This is a genomic window from Sphingopyxis panaciterrae (assembly GCF_011762125.1).
In the GTDB taxonomy this organism is placed as follows: domain Bacteria; phylum Pseudomonadota; class Alphaproteobacteria; order Sphingomonadales; family Sphingomonadaceae; genus Sphingopyxis; species Sphingopyxis panaciterrae.
On sequence record NZ_JAASQN010000010.1, the window covers coordinates 79793 to 99003 of the forward strand.

The 19211-nt window shown below is 66.8% G+C and carries 16 protein-coding genes; 3 read left to right on the top strand and 13 right to left on the bottom strand.

Annotation, left to right across the window (positions count from 1 at the left end; all coding sequences use genetic code 11):
• The first annotated feature begins 59 nt into the window (after positions 1-59).
• Entirely contained in the window at positions 60-1646 is a 1587-nt protein-coding gene (locus FHR22_RS21950) for a long-chain fatty acid--CoA ligase (RefSeq protein ID WP_243853981.1), read from the top strand.
• Positions 1647-1749: 103 nt separating this feature from the next.
• Here FHR22_RS21950 and FHR22_RS21955 read toward each other — a convergent pair whose 3' ends face one another.
• The 6 genes from FHR22_RS21955 to FHR22_RS21980 all read right to left on the bottom strand — a co-directional run bounded on the left by FHR22_RS21955 (position 1750) and on the right by FHR22_RS21980 (position 8506).
• Positions 1750-2760, bottom strand: a complete 1011-nt coding sequence (locus FHR22_RS21955) for an alpha/beta hydrolase (protein WP_166946371.1) — start codon at positions 2758-2760, stop codon at positions 1750-1752.
• The gene (locus FHR22_RS21960; protein ID WP_166946373.1) at positions 2757-3983 is read right to left on the bottom strand and encodes an MFS transporter; all 1227 of its coding nucleotides are present in this window, start codon (positions 3981-3983) and stop codon (positions 2757-2759) included. Before FHR22_RS21960 ends, FHR22_RS21955 begins: the two co-directional genes overlap by 4 nt.
• A gap of 289 nt (positions 3984-4272) precedes the next feature.
• On the bottom strand, positions 4273-4761 hold the full coding sequence (gene msrB, locus FHR22_RS21965; protein WP_166946375.1) for a peptide-methionine (R)-S-oxide reductase MsrB: 489 nt from the start codon (positions 4759-4761) through the stop codon (positions 4273-4275).
• Positions 4762-4818: 57 nt separating this feature from the next.
• Complete coding sequence (locus tag FHR22_RS21970) at positions 4819-6075, bottom strand: cytochrome P450 (protein ID WP_166946377.1); 1257 nt, start codon at positions 6073-6075, stop codon at positions 4819-4821.
• Between the two features lie 203 nt (positions 6076-6278).
• Positions 6279-7565, bottom strand: a complete 1287-nt coding sequence (locus FHR22_RS21975) for an ABC transporter permease (RefSeq protein ID WP_166946379.1) — start codon at positions 7563-7565, stop codon at positions 6279-6281.
• A complete protein-coding gene (locus FHR22_RS21980; protein ID WP_166946381.1) occupies positions 7562-8506 on the bottom strand; it encodes an ATP-binding cassette domain-containing protein in 945 nt (314 codons plus the stop codon). The genes FHR22_RS21975 and FHR22_RS21980 overlap by 4 nt, the downstream gene beginning before the upstream one ends.
• Positions 8507-8731: 225 nt before the next feature.
• Between FHR22_RS21980 and queG the strand changes: the two genes are divergently transcribed.
• The gene (gene queG, locus FHR22_RS21985; protein WP_166946383.1) at positions 8732-9796 is read left to right on the top strand and encodes a tRNA epoxyqueuosine(34) reductase QueG; all 1065 of its coding nucleotides are present in this window, start codon (positions 8732-8734) and stop codon (positions 9794-9796) included.
• A gap of 7 nt (positions 9797-9803) precedes the next feature.
• Here the strand turns inward: queG and FHR22_RS21990 are convergent, their stop codons facing one another.
• From FHR22_RS21990 to FHR22_RS22000, 3 genes are all read right to left on the bottom strand, one after another.
• Positions 9804-10148: a hypothetical protein gene (locus FHR22_RS21990; RefSeq protein ID WP_243853985.1), complete on the bottom strand. Its 345-nt coding sequence runs from the start codon at positions 10146-10148 to the stop codon at positions 9804-9806.
• Positions 10149-10213: 65 nt separating this feature from the next.
• Entirely contained in the window at positions 10214-10897 is a 684-nt protein-coding gene (locus FHR22_RS21995) for an EI24 domain-containing protein (protein ID WP_341787246.1), read from the bottom strand.
• A 339-nt stretch (positions 10898-11236) separates the two neighbouring features.
• Positions 11237-13246, bottom strand: a complete 2010-nt coding sequence (locus tag FHR22_RS22000; RefSeq protein WP_208417873.1) for a phytase — start codon at positions 13244-13246, stop codon at positions 11237-11239.
• 116 nt (positions 13247-13362) lie between these two features.
• On the opposite strand from FHR22_RS22000, the gene FHR22_RS22005 reads away from it, so the two are divergent.
• Entirely contained in the window at positions 13363-14154 is a 792-nt protein-coding gene (locus tag FHR22_RS22005; protein ID WP_166946385.1) for an inositol monophosphatase family protein, read from the top strand.
• Positions 14155-14338: 184 nt separating this feature from the next.
• On the opposite strand, the gene FHR22_RS22010 is transcribed toward FHR22_RS22005, so the two are convergent.
• The 4 genes from FHR22_RS22010 to FHR22_RS22025 all read right to left on the bottom strand — a co-directional run bounded on the left by FHR22_RS22010 (position 14339) and on the right by FHR22_RS22025 (position 18579).
• Positions 14339-15454 carry a Gfo/Idh/MocA family protein gene (locus tag FHR22_RS22010; RefSeq protein WP_166946387.1) on the bottom strand — a complete coding sequence of 372 codons (1116 nt, stop codon included), beginning with the start codon at positions 15452-15454 and terminating at the stop codon, positions 14339-14341.
• On the bottom strand, positions 15451-15651 hold the full coding sequence (locus tag FHR22_RS22015; protein ID WP_166946388.1) for a hypothetical protein: 201 nt from the start codon (positions 15649-15651) through the stop codon (positions 15451-15453). The genes FHR22_RS22010 and FHR22_RS22015 overlap by 4 nt, the downstream gene beginning before the upstream one ends.
• 3 nt (positions 15652-15654) lie before the next feature.
• The gene (locus tag FHR22_RS22020) at positions 15655-17064 is read right to left on the bottom strand and encodes an alkaline phosphatase D family protein (RefSeq protein ID WP_166946390.1); all 1410 of its coding nucleotides are present in this window, start codon (positions 17062-17064) and stop codon (positions 15655-15657) included.
• Between the two features lie 180 nt (positions 17065-17244).
• Positions 17245-18579: an MFS transporter gene (locus FHR22_RS22025; RefSeq protein WP_166946392.1), complete on the bottom strand. Its 1335-nt coding sequence runs from the start codon at positions 18577-18579 to the stop codon at positions 17245-17247.
• Between the last annotated feature and the right edge of the window lie 632 nt (positions 18580-19211).

The window sequence follows — 19211 nt, forward strand, 5'->3', positions numbered from 1 at the left end:
TCACGGGTGGCATGATGCAAAGACAAGAACGCGGCGCCGGTGCCGCGAAAGGAGAGACGATGCTGCCCGCTTTGATGCAGGATTTCCCCCTGCAGATCAGTTCGATCCTCGCCCATGCCGCGCGCGCGCATGGCGAGCGCGAGATCGTCTCGAAGCTGGTGGGCGAGCCCGTCTGGCGTTACGACTGGGCGGGCTGCGAACGCCGTTCGCGGGCGGCCGCGCAGGCGCTGTTGAAACTGGGGATCGCCAGCGGCGACCGCGTCTCGTCGCTCGCCTGGAACACCCACCGCCATCTCGAGCTATTTTACGCGGTCCCCGGCATCGGCGCGGTGCTGCACACCGCCAACCCGCGCCTCAGCGACGATCAGATCGCCTTCACGATCAACCACGCCGGCAGCCGCATCCTGTTCTTCGAACCCAATCTCTCCGACCTCGTCGAGCGGCTGAAGCCGCTGCTGCCCGCGATCGAGCATTTCATCCTGCTCGCCGCGCCCTATGAAGCGCTGCTCGCCGCCGAGGACGGCGACTTCGCCTGGCCGCGCTTCGATGAACAGGCGGCGGCGTTCCTCTGCTACACCTCGGGCACCACCGGCGATCCGAAGGGCGTGCTCTACAGCCACCGCTCGATCGTCCTCCACGGCATGGCGGCGGGGCTCAGCAGCGCGTTCGGGTTCAGCGCCTTCGACGTCATCATGCCCTGTTCGTCGATGTATCATGCCACCGCCTGGGGCCTGCCCTTCACCGCCGCGATCAACGGCTGCAAGCTCGTCCTGCCGTGCGACAAGATGGACGGCGCCAGCCTGGCCGATCTGATCGCGGGCGAAGGCGTGACCTTTTCGGGCGGGGTGCCGACGATCTGGACGATGTATCTCGCGCATCTCGAAACCAGCGGCCAGGGGGTCGGCGCATTGAAGCGCCTCGTCATCGGCGGATCGGCGGTGCCGCGCGCGATGGCCGAGACCTTCCGCGAAACCTATGGCGTCACCGTCCTCCAGATCTGGGGAATGACCGAGACCAATCCGCTCGGCGTCATCTCGACCCCGACGCCGCTGCTGATGGCCGAGGGCGACGATTATGCGACCGAGACGATCCTGACCCGCCAGGGGCGGATGCAGTTCGGGATCGAGCTGCGCATCATCGACGATGCGGGCACGGCGCTGGCGTGGGACGGCGAACAGGCGGGCAAGCTGCAGGTGCGCGGGCCATGGGTCGTCGACCGCTATTATCCCGATCTTCCCGCGGCGGACCGCGACGGCTGGTTCGACACCGGCGATATCGGCACCATCGACCGCTTCGGCTTCCTGAGGCTCACCGACCGCGCCAAGGATGTGATCAAGTCGGGCGGCGAGTGGATCAGTTCGATCGACCTCGAAAACGCCGCGGCCGGCTGCCCCGGCGTGCGCATCGCCGCGGTCGTCGGCGTCTATCATCCCAAATGGGAGGAACGCCCGCTGCTCGTCATCGAAGCGCATGCGGGCGAGAGCGTGACCGCCGAACAGGTCCGCGCGCATCTCGAGACGCGCGTCGTGCGCTGGTGGATGCCCGACGATATAGTGTTCGCCGCCGTCCCGCTCACCGCGACGGGCAAGATCGACAAGAAGGTGCTGCGCGATACCTACCGCGATCATCTCGCGGCGCCCGGCTGATCGATCAACATCCGTCGCCCCGCGAAGGCGGGGGCCGCTAGCCACCTTGCGCCAGGCCGACAGCGGCCCCCGCCTTGGCGGGGGCGACGATTAAGATTATCGGCTACCTCGTCGCAGCGGCAAGCCTGTCCTTCAGGAAACGCGCGACCAGTTCGTTCGCCTGATCGCTTTCGGATATGGCCATATAGGCCCAGAAGGCGTGCGGCAGTCCGTCGAACATCACCAGCCGCGCATCGACGCCCTGTTCGGTCAGCTTGCGCGCCAGGATCGCGGTCGGGCTGAGCAGGAAATCGCGCGAGCTGGTCATCAGCAAGGTCGGCGGAAAGCGCGACACGTCGCCGTGCAGCGGGGAGAGGATCGGATCGGCGAGCGGCGTCTGGCCGGCATAGCTCGCGACCCAGTCGAAGCCGGGACCCGGCAGCCAGCTTTCCGAATCGCCGCGCAGCGACAGATCGGCGCTGCCCGACAGGAAAGCGAGCGCCGCCGGCATCGGGCGGCCCATGCCGGCGAGGCGGGCCATCAGCTGTCCCGAAAGACACGCCCCCGCCGACGTACCGAACACCGCGATGCTCTTCGCCTTGCGGTCCTTTTCGAGCGCCTGATAGACCGCGAGCGCATCGTCGAGCGCCGCCGGATAGGGATGTTCGGGCGCCAGGCGATAAAGCACCGCGACGACGGGCAGGCCGGTGCGCGCCGCGATCGGGATCGTCTCGGTCAGCGAACCCGAATCGATCGCGAAACCGCCGCCGTGCAGGTTCAGCAGCACCGGCCCCTTGCCCAGCGCGCTCACCCCCTTGGGATAGACGATGCGCACGGGGATGCCCGCGATCGTCGCAGCCTCGACGCGCACCTCGTAGCGCTTCTGAAGCGCGGCCCCCATTGTCGCCTGCAGCGTCCCGATGAACGCGCGGATATCGGCGATCGGCGGCAGCGGATCGGGCATCGCCTGGCGCGCCGCCGCGGCGGCCGCCGCCTTGCCCTCCGCGCTGAGCGTGTCGGGAAGCGGCCATTTGTCGAGGCCCAGCGTCGGCGGCGCCGCGGGCGCGGTCTCGGCCATTGCCGCCGCAGGCACCGCCCCCGCGAGCAGCACGGCAAGGAGAATGGCTTTGGTCATGATTCGACTCCCGATGCGGACAGACCGTCCGTGTTGATCGCCGCCCCGGCACCGGCATCGCGCGGCCAGGCGCACAGCGCGCCGAGCAGCGCGAGCACCGCCATCGCGACATAGGCAATCGCAAGCCCATAGGACCAAAGCAACCCCGACCCCGCCGTCGCAACCGCGAGCACCGCGCCCAGCAGCACCGCGTTCATCCCCTGCGCGGTCGCGCTGAGATGCGTCGGCACGCGCGTCGCGATCACCAGCATGATGCCAAGGATGGTGCCGGTGGCGGTGATGCCGTTCAAAAGCTGCGCGACGATCAGCACGGCAAGCCCCGGGCTCGTCGCCATGATCGCCCAGCGCAGCGCGGCCGCCACCGCCCCGGCGCAGATCAGCAGGCGCGGATCGCGCTGGCCGAGCAGCCTGGCGCCGAACCAGAAGGCGCCGATCTCCGCCGCGACCGCCAGCGCCTGCAGCAGGCCGATGGTGGTCGTCGAAATACCCTGCGCGGTCCACTGGATCGCGCCGAAGCTGGTGACCACGCCATGGCTGCCCATGATCAGCGACGCCGCGACCATCGCGAGGATGAGCCCGCGGTCGCCGATCAGGTCGCGCCAGCGTCCGCCGACAGCGTCACCGGCGGCCGAGAGCTGGCGATCGGCGGGCAGCAGGAAAGCGACCAGCGCGGGCGCGAGAAGCAGCGCCGCGATCATCAGCGGCAGCATCTTGATCCCGAAGGTCGCGATCGCCCAGCCCGCCGCCGCATTCGATACCACGACGGCGATCGACCCCCAGACGCGCAGCCGCCCGAAATCGAGCGAACGGCTGCGCACCGCCATCACCGCATAGGCATCGGTCAGCACCGGAATCTGGTCCCAGACGATCGACAGGAAGATGACGATCAGGATGCGCCCGGCATGATCGGGCTCGCCGAGCAGGAACAGCACGATCGCCGCCGATGCGAGCGAGGTATAGGCGATCGCGTTGCGCACCCACCCGCGCCGGCCGACGAACGCCGAAAAAGGCGCGACGGTCAGCAGCCGCAGGACCATCGGGATCGCCATCAGCACGCCGATTTCCTCGTGCGGCGCGCCCGTCGCTTTCAGCCACAGCGGCAGGAAGGCGAAGAAGCCATAATGAAGATAGAGGCTGAGATAGAGGCCCGATACGCCAAGCCCCAGACGATCGCCCGCGCCGCCGACGCCGACGCCGACGCCACTGGCCCGGGCGGTTTCCACGCGGGGTCCGTCTGTCGATATCATTGCGCCTCTCCCGATATTCCAGCTGCGTGTAAGGCAGAATGTTATCGATGTCATTCGAAATATTTCGAGGTGGCGGATGGCGCGACGGGCGTGGCCAAGCGCTGGCGACCAAGGTCAGGACCCTAACGGGTCCTGAGCTGAGGGGGATTGCAAACCCAAAGGCAGACCGTCGGTTTTGGGTTGGAGAGCGGAGATATAAATCCTCCCCGCAAGGATAGTCGGAGCTCCTTGCGGCCGAAACCGGCCTGCGACCGGAAAGCCGGCCTCAGCCCGCCCGGAACGTCAGCGCGGCGCCATTCATGCAATAGCGTTTGCCGGTCGGCTTTGGCCCATCATCGAACACATGGCCAAGGTGCCCGGCGCAGCGGCGGCAATGGACTTCGGTGCGGACATAGCCGAGTTCGCGGTCGGTCGAGGTGCCTATCGCGCCTGTGAGCGGCGCCCAGAAGCTTGGCCAGCCGGTGCCGCTGTCGAACTTGGTGCGGCTGGCATAGAGTGGCAGCGCGCATCCCGCGCAGAGGAAGGTGCCGGCGCGCTTTTCCTTGTCGAGCGGGCTGGTGAACGCGCGTTCGGTCGCCGCTTCGCGCAGGACGCGATAGGATAAGGGCGACAGGCGCTGTTTCCATTCGGCATCGGAAAGCCGCCAGCCGGGCTCGGCCGGCGGGCGCTTGCCGGGTTTGGCGAACAGCATCGGCGCGGCGATCAGCGCGCCGCCAAGCGCGAGACCGGAAAGCAGATAACGGCGTTCGATCATCGAAGGGCTCCTTATGCCCCCTGTTGCCATGCGAAATGGGCGCGGCTGTGACCGCCGTCAATAGCGTTCGAGTTCGACCTGCATATGGCGATAGCCGTGGACGAAGCTCGCATTGACGCGCTCGGGCTCCGACAGGACATTGACGCGCAGGCGGCGCTTCTGCATTTCGGAGATCAAAGTCGTCAGCTGCAGTTCGGCGACGCGCGCGCCGACGCAGCGGTGGATGCCATAACCGAAGGCAAGGTGGCGGCGCGCATTTTCGCGGTCGACGATGATCCGGTCGCCATCGGGGAAGATGCTTTCGTCGCGGTTGGCCGAGGCATACCAGAGCGCGAGCTTGTCGCGCTTCCGGATCTGGTGGCCGAACAATTCGGTGTCCTCCATCGCGGTGCGGCGCATATGCGCGAGCGGGGTCTGCCAGCGAATAATCTCGTGCATCGCGTTGACCGCCAGGTCGGGGTCGTGGTTCGCCTCGAGCTTCGCGCGTTCCTCGGGAAAGCAGTGCAGGCCGTAGGCGTAGGCCGACATCGAATTGCGCGTCGTATCGTTGCCGCCGACGATGAGCAGGATGAGGTTGCCCATGAATTCCTCATGGCTCATGTGATTCATCGCGTCGGACTGGAGCATGATCGAGATGAGGTCGTGCGGGCCGGGATTTTTCGCCTTATGATCCCATAATTCCTTGAACGCGGCGCCCATTTCGAAGGCGGTGGCAAGGCGCGCCTGGCGTTCCTCGAGCGTATTGAAGCTCTCGATATCGCCGAGCGCGTCGGACCAGCGCGTCAGATTATGACGGTTTTCCCACGGAAAATCGAAGAGGATCGCGAGCATGTCGGTCGTCAGCTCGATCGACAGCCGCTCGACCCAGTCGAACGCCTCGCCGACCGGCAGCGTGTCGATCAGCGCCGCGGTGCGCGCCTGCGTGTCGGCGCGCATGCGCTCGATCTCCGACGGGCCGAAGGCGGGGGCGACGGTGCGGCGCTGCGCGCTATGCTGCGGCGGGTCCATCGCGATGAACATCGGCATCGGGATCTCGCCCTCTTTCAGATGTTCGACCCCATCGCCGGCGACGGTGATGCCGCCATATTCCCACGACGAGGAAAAAATCTTGGGAAGCGCCTCGATATGCTGGATCGGCTTGTAGGTCGTCACCGACCAATAGGCGCCGAACTTCGAATCCTCGCAATAATAGATCGGCGATTCGGCGCGCAGCTGGCGCATCGGCTCCTGCCATTGATCCTCGCGCCACAGGTCGGCGCGGGACATGTCGAGGGGATTGGCGATGGCGGGGGTTTCGCGGATGACGGTGGCCATGGGGGGCGCTCCTCTGTCGAAAGCCGTCTGGCGCGGCCGATTCAGTTGCAGAATGCCACTATTTACAGCTTTGTCAATGGAGCGGGAGGGAGCGCGTTGGGGAGTTTGAGTTGCGATCCCTATCCGTCGCCCCCGCGAAGGCGGGGGCCGCTATAAATGTTGCGCGAGGCTGCCAGCGGCCCCCGCCTTCGCGGGGGCGACGGTCATGTTATGTCTGCAGCGCCGGCAGCCGCAGCCGCGGCGGCGGGCCGCGCGCGGCGCCAGAATTTCCAGCTGCCGCCGCCGCTGAGCACCCCGGCGCGGAACAGCCGCACCGAAAGCCAGATGACGAGCGCGACCCAGATCGCCTGCCAGCCGAGCGCGAGCAGGTGGACCGCCTTGGCATCATCGCTCGCGGCGCGCGCCGCCATCGCGAGCGGCGAGGAGAAGGGAAAGATTTGCGCAAAGGTCGCAAGGCCCGTTCCCGGCGCGCTCGCGGCGGCGGTCGACAGGCTGAACATGCCGACCTGGAAGATGGTGATCGGCAGGCTGAGCATCTGGATTTCGCGCACCGTTCCCGCTTGCGCCCCGACGCCGAGGAAGACCGCGCCGAGAAGGAGGAAGGACAGGATGAAATAGCAAAGCGAGATGGTGATGAAAAAGGGCCAGCCGCTCGCCGGGGCGGCGGTGAGCGCGATGGCGGGCTTGCCCGCAGCGGCAAGGGCAGCAGGGGCGGCCGCCGGGTCCATTTGCGACGCGAAGACCAGCCCGCCGCCGGCCGCCATCGCCGCCCAGAAGGCGATGAACAGGATCGCGACGCCGAGCAGGCCGAGCAGCTTGCCGATGAAGACGCTTTCGAGCGGCACCGCGGCGGCGAGGATTTCGATCACCTTGTTGCCCTTTTCCTCGGCCAGCATGCCCACCGCCTGTCCCGCGAGGAGCAGGGTGAGGAGGAAGATGATGAACACCGCGCCGAAGCCCATCGACTGCTGCGCGGCGATGCTCGTCCCGCCGTTGGCGAGGCTTTCGAAATGCGCGCGCGCGGGCGGTACCGCGCCGGCCGCCCGATCGCGCAGGACGTCGCTGGCGAGCAGGGCGAGGTAGCGGCCCGAATTGCTGTCGGCGTCGCGTTCGACGATGCGCGGGTTCGCGAAGGCGCCGGTCATCACCGCATAGGTGTCGCTGCCCTTTTCGCGGGTGATCGCGACCGGATCGGCGGCATCGGGCCCGGCGACGCGGATCTCCAGTGTCGCGGGTTCGCGGCCCATCGCCTTGCGCAGGCGGGTATCGGCGCTGCGCAAGGCCTCGACGTCGGCGGCATCGACCACCGCGACCAGGCGCCCGGCGCCGCGCGCGCTGTCGGCGAGCTGCGTCGCACCGGCTCCGCCCAGCGCCCCCATCGCGATCATGAACAAGGGGGCGAGCAGGAAGAGCAGGAAGGTCGGGGTCGCGACGATCGACAGGAAATCGCGGCGCGCGATCACGAACATGGTCTTGGCGAACGGGCTCATGCTGCGGCCTCCTCGATCGCGTCGCTGCGCGCGTCGGCCGCGAACCCGGCATCGACCTGGCGGACGATATGGACGAAGGCATCATGCAGCGCGGGGCGCGCGATCGACAGGCCCGTGACGCCATGGCCGCTCGCGGTGATCCGCGACAACAGCGGCTCGACCGCCTTGTCCTCGATCGAAAAATGCCACGCATCGCCGCGCTGTTCGGCACCTGGCGGCAGGATGACCGCGACATCGCCGCCGGTGCGCGGCGTATAGCGCACCTGCATCGGCAGCAGCGCGCGCGCTTCGTCGACGGTGCCTTCGAAGCGGCGCTGCGACCGCGCGATGATCGCGATGCGGTCGCAGAGGCGCTCGGCGTGCGCCATCACATGCGTCGAGAAAAGGATCGTCGCGCCGCGTGTCCGTTCGCGCTTCACCAGCATTTCGAGCCGTTCCTGGTTGACGGGGTCGAGCCCCGAGAAAGGTTCGTCGAGGATGATCAGGTCGGGGGCGTGGACGATCGATCCGATCAGCTGGACCATCTGCGCCATGCCCTTCGACATCTTGCGGATCTTTTCGTCGATCACCCGCTCCAGCCCAAGTTCGGTCATGAAGCCCGCGGCGCGGCGGCGGCCCTCCGACCAGTCGAGTCCGCGCAGCGCCCCCATGAAGGCGATCGCGTCACGCGCCTTCATGCCGGGATAGAGCCCGCGCTCTTCGGGGAGATAGCCGATTCGGTGGCGCACCGACTGCGGCCGCTCGCCAAAGACGCGGCTCGTCCCCTCGTCGGGGTCGATGATGCCGAGTGTCATGCGCAGGCTGGTCGTCTTCCCCGCGCCATTGGGGCCGAGCACGCCATAGATGCTGCCGGTGGGGACCGCGAGCGACACATGGTCGACCGCCTTGAAATCGCCGAAATATTTGGTGAGGCCGTTCGCCTCGACGCTATAATCGCTCACACCTGGGTCCCTGAATAATCGACCGTTTGTCCTGAGGAGCCATTGAGCTTGTCGAAATGGCGTCTCGAAGGATTTGACGCCGCGCCGCGTCCTTCGAGACAGGTCCCTTCGACTGCCTTGCAGGCGCTCAGGACAGGCTTCGACTTCGCTCAGCCCCTCCTCAGGATGAACGGTGGGATGTCATAGCTATATGGCACGACAGAGTCCTTGTCGTATAGGGCGCCAATGGTTGCCGAAGCCTTGCCCCCCTTCCCGGACACGCTCGAACAGCGACTCGCCGATGTTGCGCGGGCGCACGGTTTCGTGGCGTTCGGCATCGCCGGGGCGGAGGCGGCGCCGCAAACCGCGGCACGGCTGAACCAATGGCTCGCCGATGGCTGCCATGGCGGCATGATCTGGATGGAAAATCGCGCCGGCCAGCGCGGGTCGCCCAAGGGGCTGTGGCCCGAGGTCCGCTCGGTCATCGCTCTCGGCATGAGCTACGCCCCGGCGCACGACCCGCTGGCGCTTGCCGATGTGCCCGATCGCGGGCGGATTTCGGTCTATGCGCAGGGCGGTGACTATCATGACGTCGTCAAGAAGGCGCTGAAGGCGGTCGCCCGCTGGCTCGTCGCCGAAGCCAGGGATGCCGAGGTCAAGGTGTTCGTCGACACCGCGCCGGTGATGGAAAAGCCGCTGTCGGCGGCCGCCGGGCTCGGCTGGCAGGGCAAGCATACCAATCTCGTCAGCCGCGACCATGGCAGCTGGCTGTTTCTGGGCGCGATCTACACGACGCTCGATCTCGCGCCGTCGACACCGGGGCGCGATACGTGCGGCAGCTGTTCGGCGTGCCAGGATGCATGCCCCACCGATGCCTTCCCGGCGCCCTACCGGCTCGATGCGCGGCGCTGCGTTTCGTACCTCACGATCGAGCATGACGGGCCGATCCCGGACGATTTGCGGCGCGGGATCGGCAACCGCATCTATGGCTGCGACGATTGTCTCGCCGCCTGCCCGTGGAACAAGTTCGCCGAAACCGCGCACGCGCACCGGGCCTTCCTGCCGCGCGCCGAACTCGTCGCACCGGCGCTCGCCGACCTGCTCGCGCTCGACGATGCGGGCTTCCGGCAAGTGTTTGCAGGGTCGCCGATCAAGCGGCTCGGGCGGAACCGCATGGTGCGCAACGCCGCGATCGCCGCCGGAAACAGCGGCGATGTGCGCTTCCGCACGCGGCTGGAGCGGCTGGTGACCGACACATCGCCGATGGTCGCCGATGCCGCGGCATGGGCGCTCGCCGAACTGGCTCTATGACGTCGGCTCAGCGCTGAAAGCTCTGCGCGCAGCTGTTCACTTCGGCATTGCGCCCGTCGGGGGTGCGCGCGTCGACATGCGTCGCGACCGGATCGGCGCCGACGCGCGGCGCATAGAAATATATGTCGAGGATGCAGTTCGAGCCCGCGAACTGCAGCTTGCGCCCGGCCCCCTCGGTCACGTCGAGCCGCGGTTTGCCGAACATGCGGCCGATCGCGTCGGCGCTGCTGCCGATCAGCGCGTTGTTCTGCACCGGCTTGACCACGGTCGGCGCCGGCGCGGCGACCGCCGGGGGCGTCGAGGGGCGCGGGATCGCGGGGCCGGCGCAGGCGCCGAGCGTCAGGGTCGTCAATATCAGGGCCAAAAATATCGGGGCGGGCCCGGTGATGGCGGCCCGGCGGTGGTTTTGGATCATATCTATCGGTCCCCGCTGCGCAGGTGCAGCATATGGACGGCCATAGCCGCGCCGACGATCGGCGCAAACAGATTGGCGACGGGAACCAGGAAGCTTGCGGCGGACAGCAGCCCGAGCGACCAGCGCGCGGCGCGATCGAAGCGCGGGCGATCGGGGTGGCGCGCGAGCACCATCGCCTCGAGGTCGCGGCCCAGCAGCAACGCATTGACGGCGAGCGCGAGCAATAGCGTGCCGACGCCGGTGACGAGGAGCAGGAGATACAGGGGCAGCGCGATCAGATTGCCGCCGATCAGCCGCGCGAGCGACGCCAGCGCCAGCGCGATATTCTGCCGCCAGCCGACATCGATCGCGCGCGCCGCCGCGGCGGGATAATGGCGTCCCTCGACATCGGCGACGATCGAGTCGGCAAACAGCCCGATCACGGCGATCGCGACCGCACGAAACAGCAGCCAGCTTCCCGCGACCAGCGCCAGGACGACCAGGATGCCCGCCATGTCGAGCCCGGCGGCACCAAACCACTGGCCATGCGCGAGCGACCGGCGCACGCCGAAAAAGATCGCGGTGCCGGCGGCGGCGAAGAGCAGCAGCGTGAGCGCCAGGCTGAGCGCAAGAATGCGCAGCACGCGCGGCTGCGGCAAGTCGCGAAGCGCCAGAAGCAGGGCGTGAACGGCGCGGGCCATAGCCATGGATGGCGCCTGGACCGCCGGTTCGTCAAGCACCGCAAGCGGCGCCGTCCGGTTCATGACGCGCGGCGGAGCAGGAAAGGCGGAACGGCAAGTTTCGGCCGTTTCATGCCTTTTCTACTCCCCTCCTCGTCATCCCGGACTTGATCCGGGATCCACTGCGGCGTTGAAGTCGTGGACCCCGGATCAAGTCCGGGGTGACGATGAATGGAACGGCAGGAAACGGCCGTTTCCTGCCCCAACCCGCCATGCCCCCGCAAAACATGGGATCGCCAAAGCGGAAGAAATCACCGCGGCGCGCGATGGCCGCAGGGGCCGGCCGCGCGCCGCGGCACACAAGGGTCAATCCCCGGCTTCGAGCCCCAGCGCCTTGGCGATACGCTCCCACGGCACCAGCTTGAAATTCTGATGCTCGGGCGGCGATACGTTGCGGCCGTCCTGCGCCACCATCAGCCCGTGCGGGAAAGCCGGGCCCGCCGCCATGCTGGTGACGTCGAGCCCGTCGGTTTCGGACACGCCGTCGATGCCCGCCGCCATGTCGGCGCCGATGCGGAACGATCCGACATAGTCATTATTGCCCTCGCGGCGGAACACCGCATAGCTGTCATTGCCCTGGCTCGACACGACCAGATAGCCCTTGCCGCCCGCCTGCGCGTACAGCCCGATGCCTTCCATATCGTCCTTGAGCTTCGGATTGTCGGTGACCTTCGCCAGCATCGTCCGCGCCGGCCCGCCGCGCGGTTCGGCGCCCTCGCGCCAGATGCCGACATCTTCCTCGCCGGTATAAAGCATGCCGGTCTCGTCGTCGGCGACGCAGCCTTCGACCTGCGATCCGAACGGCAGGTCGCGCATCAGCTTCGCGCGCACCTTGCCCGCCGGGGTCGCGACCAGTTCCCACTGGCGCATCTTGCCGTCGCCCTGGTTGACGAAGACATAGCTCTTCTTCGTCTTCGCGCTGCGGTACATGCACAGGCCATAGGGATCGTCGAAGCCCGTATCCTGCAACCCGTCGGCGACGTCGCTCAGCTTGCGCGTGACGGGGTCGAGCAGATAGATTGAAATGCCCTTGGTGGTGCGGTTGCTCGCGGTGACCAGCGTAACGTCGCGGCCGCCGAGGCGGAAGCCGCTGCGCAGGTCGACATTGTTCATGCGGCCGTCGGGCAGGAACTGGATCTGCTTGCCGTCGAGGCCATAGACATACAGCCCCGACTGTTTCTGCGTCCCGATGATCACGCTTTGCGACGGGTCGGCGGGGTTGATCCAGATCGCCGGATCGTCGGCCGCGTCGCCGCCGGTTTCGACCGGGTCGGTCTCGACCGTCGCCAGCGCGAGCGGCATCGTCTCGGGCGCCGCGGCCGCCGGACGCTCGGGAAGCCCCGCCGCGGCGAGCAGCGCCGCCCAGCTGGCGATCTTGAAATTGGGCTGCTCGGGCGAATTATCGTCGTCGGCGACGACGACGACGGGCCCGGCGATGGTGATGCTCCCCGCATCCTCGACCGCGTCCGCCCCCGCCGCGAGCGCGACCGAGCCGAGATAGGCATGGTCGTCGACGGGGTCATAGATGTTCAGCCGGTTCGCCGAGGCGTCGGACACCAGCAAGCGGCCGTCGGGCGCAATGCCGACCCCCTTCGCTTCCTCTGTGATATGGCCGAGGCGGACGATATCGACGATCTCGGGCACGATCTCGGCCTCGGGCTCGGCGGCGAAGCGCCAGACGCCGACCGCTTCCTGCGAGAAATAGACCGAGCCGCGGTCGTCGGCGGCGCAATATTTGATTTCGGACCCCAGCGACCAGCGCCGCGCAATCCGGCCGCTCATCGCCCCCGCGGCATCGGCCGCAAGGCCCCATTGCTCGATCTCGCCCTTGTCGCCCGCGAGGAACAGATAGAGCGTGCCGTCGCGATGGCTGCGCGAAAAGCAGAGCGCCGCGATCGTCATTTCGGGCTTGATCCCGGCCAGCGTCAGCGGCGCCGGAACGCCCCCGGCCCCGACGCTGAAGAATTTCGGCGTATTATCCTTGCCGTCGAGCGCGGCAAGCAACGGCGTGCCGCCCGGCGCGGCCCCGGCGCGCAAGTCGAGGCCGCGGATATTGCCGACCTTGTGCGCCCCGACACGCTGCCCTTTCAGGTCGAAGACGTCGATGCCCGCCGATTCGGCGCCGGCAAGGATCAGCGAACGCGACGGATCGCCGGGATCGGCGACCACGACCGCACCGTCGGCGCCCGACCCCTGCGTCGCCTGCGTTTCGGCCGACGCGGCAGCGGTGCGGACCGGCACGGCTTCCTGTGCGGCGGCACCTGCGGCCGATACGCCCGCCAGCATGGCGGCAATTGCGAACAAGCTCGTTTTCACGCAAACCCTCCCTCTTCCATCGATAAACGTGGGCGCGCCGGTGGCGGCGCATCCCGCAACGTCATTTCAGAATATTTTTTCTATCTTTATCTAAAAACAGAATGTATATTCATTCCATGACGATGTCACCCCTTATTTCCGCCATGATCGCCGCCGCTCACGCCGCGGGCGAAGGACTGATCGCCGACCGCGAGCGCATTGCGACGCTCACGATCCACAGCAAGGCCGGCGCCGCCGACATGTTCACCGAAGCCGACCTGAAGGCCGAGGCCATAGTGCGCGAACGGCTGCTGGCCCTTGCCCCCGATTACGGCTTCCTCGGTGAGGAAAGCGGGCTGACGCCCGGCCGCGACGCCGACCATGTGTGGGTGGTCGATCCGCTCGACGGTACGACCAACTTCCTGACAGGATCCCCACTCTTCGCGGTCAACATCGCGTTGGCGCGGCAGGGCGAAGTGATCGCGGGTGTGACTTATGTCCCCGCGATGGACGAGCTGTTCTGGGCCGGGACGGGCAGCGGCGCCTGGCTGGGCGAACGCCGCATCCATATTTCGGCGCGCACGACGATCGGGGAATCGGTGCTCGGCGTCGGCATCCCCTTTGCCACCAAGCCCGACCACGGCCAATTTTACGCCGAGATGGAACGGCTCACCCCGCGGGTGACCGGCATCCGCCGCCTCGGCGCCGGCGCCATCGACATGGCGTGGGTCGCCTGCGGCCGCCACGACGCCTATTGGGAACAGAGCGTCAGCGCGTGGGACATGGCAGCGGGGGTCGTCATCGTGCGCGAGGCGGGCGGGGTCGTCACCGACACGCGCGGCAACGCGCTCGACCTGATGAACGGGACGGTGCTGGCATCGACGCCGGCGATCCACGGCGAACTGCTGACGGCGCTGGCGCGGGTTTAGGCTGGCGCAAGGCTGCGTCGGGGTGGGGAGCGGCCATAGGTATCACCCACTTTCGTCATCCCGGGCTTGACCCGGGATCCCGCTTTATTTTGAAGTCATCTGTTGTTTTCGAGGTCCAGCGGGACCCCGGATCAAGTCCGGGTTGGCGAAGAAGGAAACGGCAGCTCCCGGCCGCTACCTCCCCCTACGGCCGCACCCAGCCCCCCTCGCGATGCGACCGCCGGATCGCGTCGGCAACCCTTTCCACCGCCAGCGCATCGGCAAAGCTCTTCGCCGCCGACGGCAGCCCCGCCGCGGCCTCAACTGCCGCCTTGACCTCGATCGTCTTCAGGTCGTTATAGCCGATCTGGTGCCCCGGCGCGGGACAGAAGGCGCCGTAATCGCCATGTTCGGGCCCGGCGCAGATCGTTGTGAAGCCGTTGGTCCGTCCCGGCCCCGCGCGGTACAGCTTGAGCTCGTTGAACTGTTCCTGCGTGAAGCTGATCGACCCCTTGGTCCCGCTGATCTCGAACGACAGCCCCATCTTGTGTCCGCTCGCGATCCAGCTCGCCGCCAGCGTCCCCGTCGCGCCGTTCGCAAAGGCAACGACGGCGTCCATCTGGTCGTCGACCGTCACCGCGCGATCCGTCCCCTCGGCATCGCGGCGTGTCGGATAAGCGGTGTGCAGCCGCCCCGCCACCGATGCGATGTCGCCGGCCAGATGCTGCGCCATCGCGATGATATGGCTGCCGATATCGGCGAGCGCACCGCCCGCCTGGTCGGGCTCGCAGCGCCAGTTGAACGGCGCATCGGCCGACGCCATGAAATCCTCGGCATGGATGCCGCGAAAGGCGGTCACCTCGCCGATCTCGCCAGCGGCGATCAGCTCGCGCGCGAGCGCGATCATCGGATTGTAGAGATAGGTGAAGCCGACCGCGGTCGGCCGCCCCGACGCTGCGGCCGCGGCGGTCATCGCCTCTGCATCGGCGATCGTCGTCGCCAGCGGCTTTTCGCAATAGACCACCTTCCCCGCCTCGAGCGCGGCGATCGCGATCGGGGCGTGGAGCAGGTTCGGCGTCGCGATCGCCACCATGCCGATGCCCGGATCGGCGATCGCCTCGCGCCAGTCGCCGCTCGCCTTCGGGATCCCCAGCGACGCCGCGGCACCCTGTGCCGTCGCCGGATCGCGGTCGGCGAGCAGCACGACGCGCGGCGACAGCGGCAGCTCGAACGTCCGGTCGGCGGCGGCAAAGGCCAGCGCATGCGCCCGCCCCATGAAGCCGCTGCCGATCAGCGCAATGTTGAGCGTCGGCCGGGTCATGCCTCGATCACCTCAAGATAGCGTTCGCGCAGCCGCTCGATCGTCTGGCGCTTCACCGGCTGGCCGTCGCGCAGCTTGTACCAGCTGTTCTGGCTGATCCGGTAGGTCTCGAACAGGCCTTCGCGCGTTGCGCATGGCAGCCACGCTTTCATCGCTTCAAACTCGTCACGCGCAATCGTCACCATTTCGAACCGCATCTCTCACTCGCCTCCATAATAGCTGCCGCCGCGCAGGGCGCGCTCGCGGCGTTCGAGCTCATCCTGGTCGATCGCCGCGCGCCAGCTCTGCTTGCCATTGACCAGATCGGCGGCGCGCAAGACAATCGGCTTGCCCGACCCCGGCGCGCCGATCACGTCGCGCACGCTCAGTTCGACGCGCGGCTCGGGATCGAAATGGAATTCGAGCAGCCCGAAATTGGCGCTGCGCACAAAGGGGGCGCGCAGCCGCACCTCGGGATGCTGGTCGACGAATTTCGGGGCGAGATATTGCGCGAGGCCCGAACTCACCAGATCATAGAAATCATAACCGCCCTTGTCGGACCAGGGCACGCAATTGACCTCGCCCTGATGCACGTCGCCCGAAATGCCGAGGCAGCCGGCGACCTTCTCGTCGCGGATGAAATCGAGGATCTCGTTCCGCTCATGCAGATAGGAGGCCCAGCTGTCGCCATCCTTCTCGGCGAGCGACCAGCCGGTGCCCGACGCGAGGATCTTGAACGCCGCCTTCGACGCCTTGAGCTCGCGCTTCAGCCACGCCTTCTGCCCCGCGCCGAGCATCGTCTTCGCCGGACCGTCGGGGGCATCGGGCGGATCGCGGTGATAACGCCCGTCGAGCATGAAGATGTCGACCGGACCGAAACTGTGGCGGAAGAAAATCCCCGGTGTATCGGCCGTCCCGCCGGCCGGATTCGCCCACCAGCGCCGGAACAGCCGGTGCGTCATTTCCTTCACGCCATTGTGGCGGTCGGAATTATTATAGCCGAAATCATGATCGTCCCAGATCGCCAGCTGCGGCACCGACCGCAGCAGCGGCACCAGCGCCGATACGTTACGCTGGCGCGAATAGAGCGCCGAGTAAGCCGTCTCGCTGTCGCTGTCGGCATAGATATTGTCGCCGAGCCACAGGAACAGGTCGGGCTCCATCGCCGCCACCGCCTCGAACACCGGCTGTTCGGGATAGAGCTGGACGCGCGCACATGAGCCAAAAGCGATGCGGATCGGGCGCGGGCGATCGGGTGCCGTGCGCGTGCGAAAGGCAAGCGGCTGGTGCCGGTCGTCGATCCCGTCGGCCTTGATCCGGTAATGATATTCGGTGTCGGGTTCGAGCCCCGTCACGTCGACCACCGTGCACAAATCATTGTCCTGCGTCGCGGCGACCGCCGCCGTCGTCTTCGCATCGGCAAAGTCGCGCCGCGTCGCATATTCGACCGCGACCCCGAAGGCACCGCTCGCGCGCGACCAGACGGTGAAGCTGTTCGGGCCGGTCGCGCCGATCATCGGCCCGTCGAGCAGCCGCGGATAGCCGGTCGCGGCGGCATAGAGCCGGCGCGGCAGCGCGACGAGCAGGGCGAGCGTTCCCGTTCCCCAAAGGAGCTTGCGTCGTTCCATCATCATCCTGTCCTTTAGAATGGCCCCGTCCACCTTCAGCCGTTTGTCCTGAGGAGCCATTGAGCTTGTCGAAATGGCATCTCGAAGGACCGCGACGTCGTCGAACCCTTCGAGACGGGTCTTCGGCTTCGCTCAGCCCCTCCTCGGGGCGAACGGCCTTTTGGATTGATATCGGCAGAAACATCAGTCGCGCAGTTTCGTGTTCCACAATGTCGTCGCGAGCAATGTCGCGACGACCGAACAGCCGATCCAGAACCAGATCACCGGTTCGAAATCATAGACGCGCGTGCTGCCCGCCATATGCATGTTCGCGTCGATCAGCGCCCCCGACACCTGCTCCTGCACCGCCGCGCCGAGATAGCTGAACACGCCGACCATGCCGAGCGCCGCCCCTGCGACGCGCTTGGGACAAATGTCGATCGCGAACAGCCCGCCGAGCGAGGTGACGAGCCCGGTCATGCCGAGCCCGAACAGGATCACGCCAAGCAGCACCCAGCCATGCCCCTCGGGACCGTAGAAGAAGGTCAGCAGCCCGATGATCTCGACCACGCCGAACAGCAGATTGACGGGCGGGCGGCGCGCGGCAAAGAATTTGTCCGACACGAAGCCGAAGGCCAGCGCCCCGGCGACCCCCGCCAAGGTGCTCGCGGTCAGCATCACCCCCGCCTCGCCCAGCGAAAAGCCGCGCGCCTCCTGCAGATAGAGGATGCCCCAGCTGTTGATTGCATAGCGCGTCACATAATTGGCCGCGCTGGCGAGCGCGAGTACCCACACCGCCGGGATCGCAAGGATCGACAGCTGGGTCGCGAACACGCCGCGTTCGGGCGCCCCTTCGACCGGCGGCGCATAATGGTCGTTCCGCCATTCGGCGACGGTCGGCAGGCCGAGCGTGCGCGGGCGGTCGGCCATCGCATAAAAGGCGGCGACCGCGGCGATCAGCGTCGCGATACCCGGGCCCCAGAAGCCCCAGTGCCAGCCGCCCGCCGCAACGAGCGCGGTGACGAGCGCAAAGGTCAGCCCCTCGCCGATCGAATGCGCGGTCGACCAGATGCCATAATAACGCCCGCGCTCGCGATTCGAAAACCAGCTCGCCAGCGCGACGACGCACGACGGCGCGCCATAGCTCTGGAACCAGCCGTTCAATCCCCAGATCATCACCGTGACCCAGAACAGCGTCGAAAAGCCCATCGCGATATTGCACAGCGCCGACAGCAGCATCCCGACCGCGAACAATCGCTTCACATTGCTGTGATCGGCGACGAAGCCGTTGATCAGCTTGCCCGCCGCATAGGTATAGAAAAGCGCCGAACCGATCATGCCGAGTTCGAGCGGGGTGAAGATGCCTTGGTCGATCAGCGGCTTCTTGACGATGTTGATCGCCAGCCGGCACATATAGCTGATCGCGTATGCCAGCGTGATCGCGGCGATGATCCGCATCCGGTAATGCCGGAAACGGCCATCGATATCGCTGCCCGTATCGACCGGTACGTCGGGGCCCGCCGCGAAAAATTTCAGCATCGATCCTCTCCCTCCGGCGCGTCGCCCGCGCGCCCGTGATGATGATATTTCATTTTTTATTAAAATGGAAGATTTGTTTCGCAAGACCTGCTTGGAAGGAATCGAAGTTTGAATTGGGGTGGTGAGCAGCCATTGGCAGGACATGCTGCCCCCTCTCGCCTGCGGGAGAGGAGAAGAACGGCAGCAACCGGCCGGTAGCTGCCCAACACTTCGTCATCCCGGGCTTGACCCGGGATCCCGCTTTTTTTGGGGGCGCCAGCAGTTTTCGACGTCCAGCGGGACCCCGGATCAAGCCTGTCCTGAGCCTGTCGAAGGGTCCGGGGCGACGAAGAAGGAAATGGCTGCAATCGGCCGATTGCGGGCGCTAGCCAAATAACCGTCGCCCCCGCGAAGGCGGGAGCCGCTGGCAACCTTGCGCTCGGCCGATTGCGGCCCCCGCCTTCACGGGGGCGACGGTTATGGATGGTTAGCGAACGTCCGCTTCCCATCCCAAAACCGCCATCCAACGGCACCGCGCAAAATAGGGCCCTCACCCCCCTTTCCTACATTTCACCCATATGGTTCATTATACAGGTTTCACATAACCTGAGGATGACCATCATGGACGACACTGCTCCCGACCCGGCCGACAT

What these genes read in the sequence shown, in the direction of transcription:
- FHR22_RS21950 (WP_243853981.1), top strand. Translation starts at nt 60, where the DNA reads ATGCTGCCCGCTTTGATGCAGGATTTCCCCCTGCAGATCAGTTCGATC.
- FHR22_RS21955 (WP_166946371.1), bottom strand. Translation starts at nt 2,760, where the DNA reads ATGACCAAAGCCATTCTCCTTGCCGTGCTGCTCGCGGGGGCGGTGCCT.
- msrB (WP_166946375.1), bottom strand. Translation starts at nt 4,761, where the DNA reads ATGATCGAACGCCGTTATCTGCTTTCCGGTCTCGCGCTTGGCGGCGCG.
- FHR22_RS21970 (WP_166946377.1), bottom strand. Translation starts at nt 6,075, where the DNA reads ATGGCCACCGTCATCCGCGAAACCCCCGCCATCGCCAATCCCCTCGAC.
- FHR22_RS21975 (WP_166946379.1), bottom strand. Translation starts at nt 7,565, where the DNA reads ATGAGCCCGTTCGCCAAGACCATGTTCGTGATCGCGCGCCGCGATTTC.
- queG (WP_166946383.1), top strand. Translation starts at nt 8,732, where the DNA reads ATGGTTGCCGAAGCCTTGCCCCCCTTCCCGGACACGCTCGAACAGCGA.
- FHR22_RS21995 (WP_341787246.1), bottom strand. Translation starts at nt 10,897, where the DNA reads ATGGCTATGGCCCGCGCCGTTCACGCCCTGCTTCTGGCGCTTCGCGAC.
- FHR22_RS22005 (WP_166946385.1), top strand. Translation starts at nt 13,363, where the DNA reads ATGACGATGTCACCCCTTATTTCCGCCATGATCGCCGCCGCTCACGCC.
- FHR22_RS22010 (WP_166946387.1), bottom strand. Translation starts at nt 15,454, where the DNA reads ATGACCCGGCCGACGCTCAACATTGCGCTGATCGGCAGCGGCTTCATG.
- FHR22_RS22015 (WP_166946388.1), bottom strand. Translation starts at nt 15,651, where the DNA reads ATGCGGTTCGAAATGGTGACGATTGCGCGTGACGAGTTTGAAGCGATG.
- FHR22_RS22020 (WP_166946390.1), bottom strand. Translation starts at nt 17,064, where the DNA reads ATGATGGAACGACGCAAGCTCCTTTGGGGAACGGGAACGCTCGCCCTG.
- FHR22_RS22025 (WP_166946392.1), bottom strand. Translation starts at nt 18,579, where the DNA reads ATGCTGAAATTTTTCGCGGCGGGCCCCGACGTACCGGTCGATACGGGC.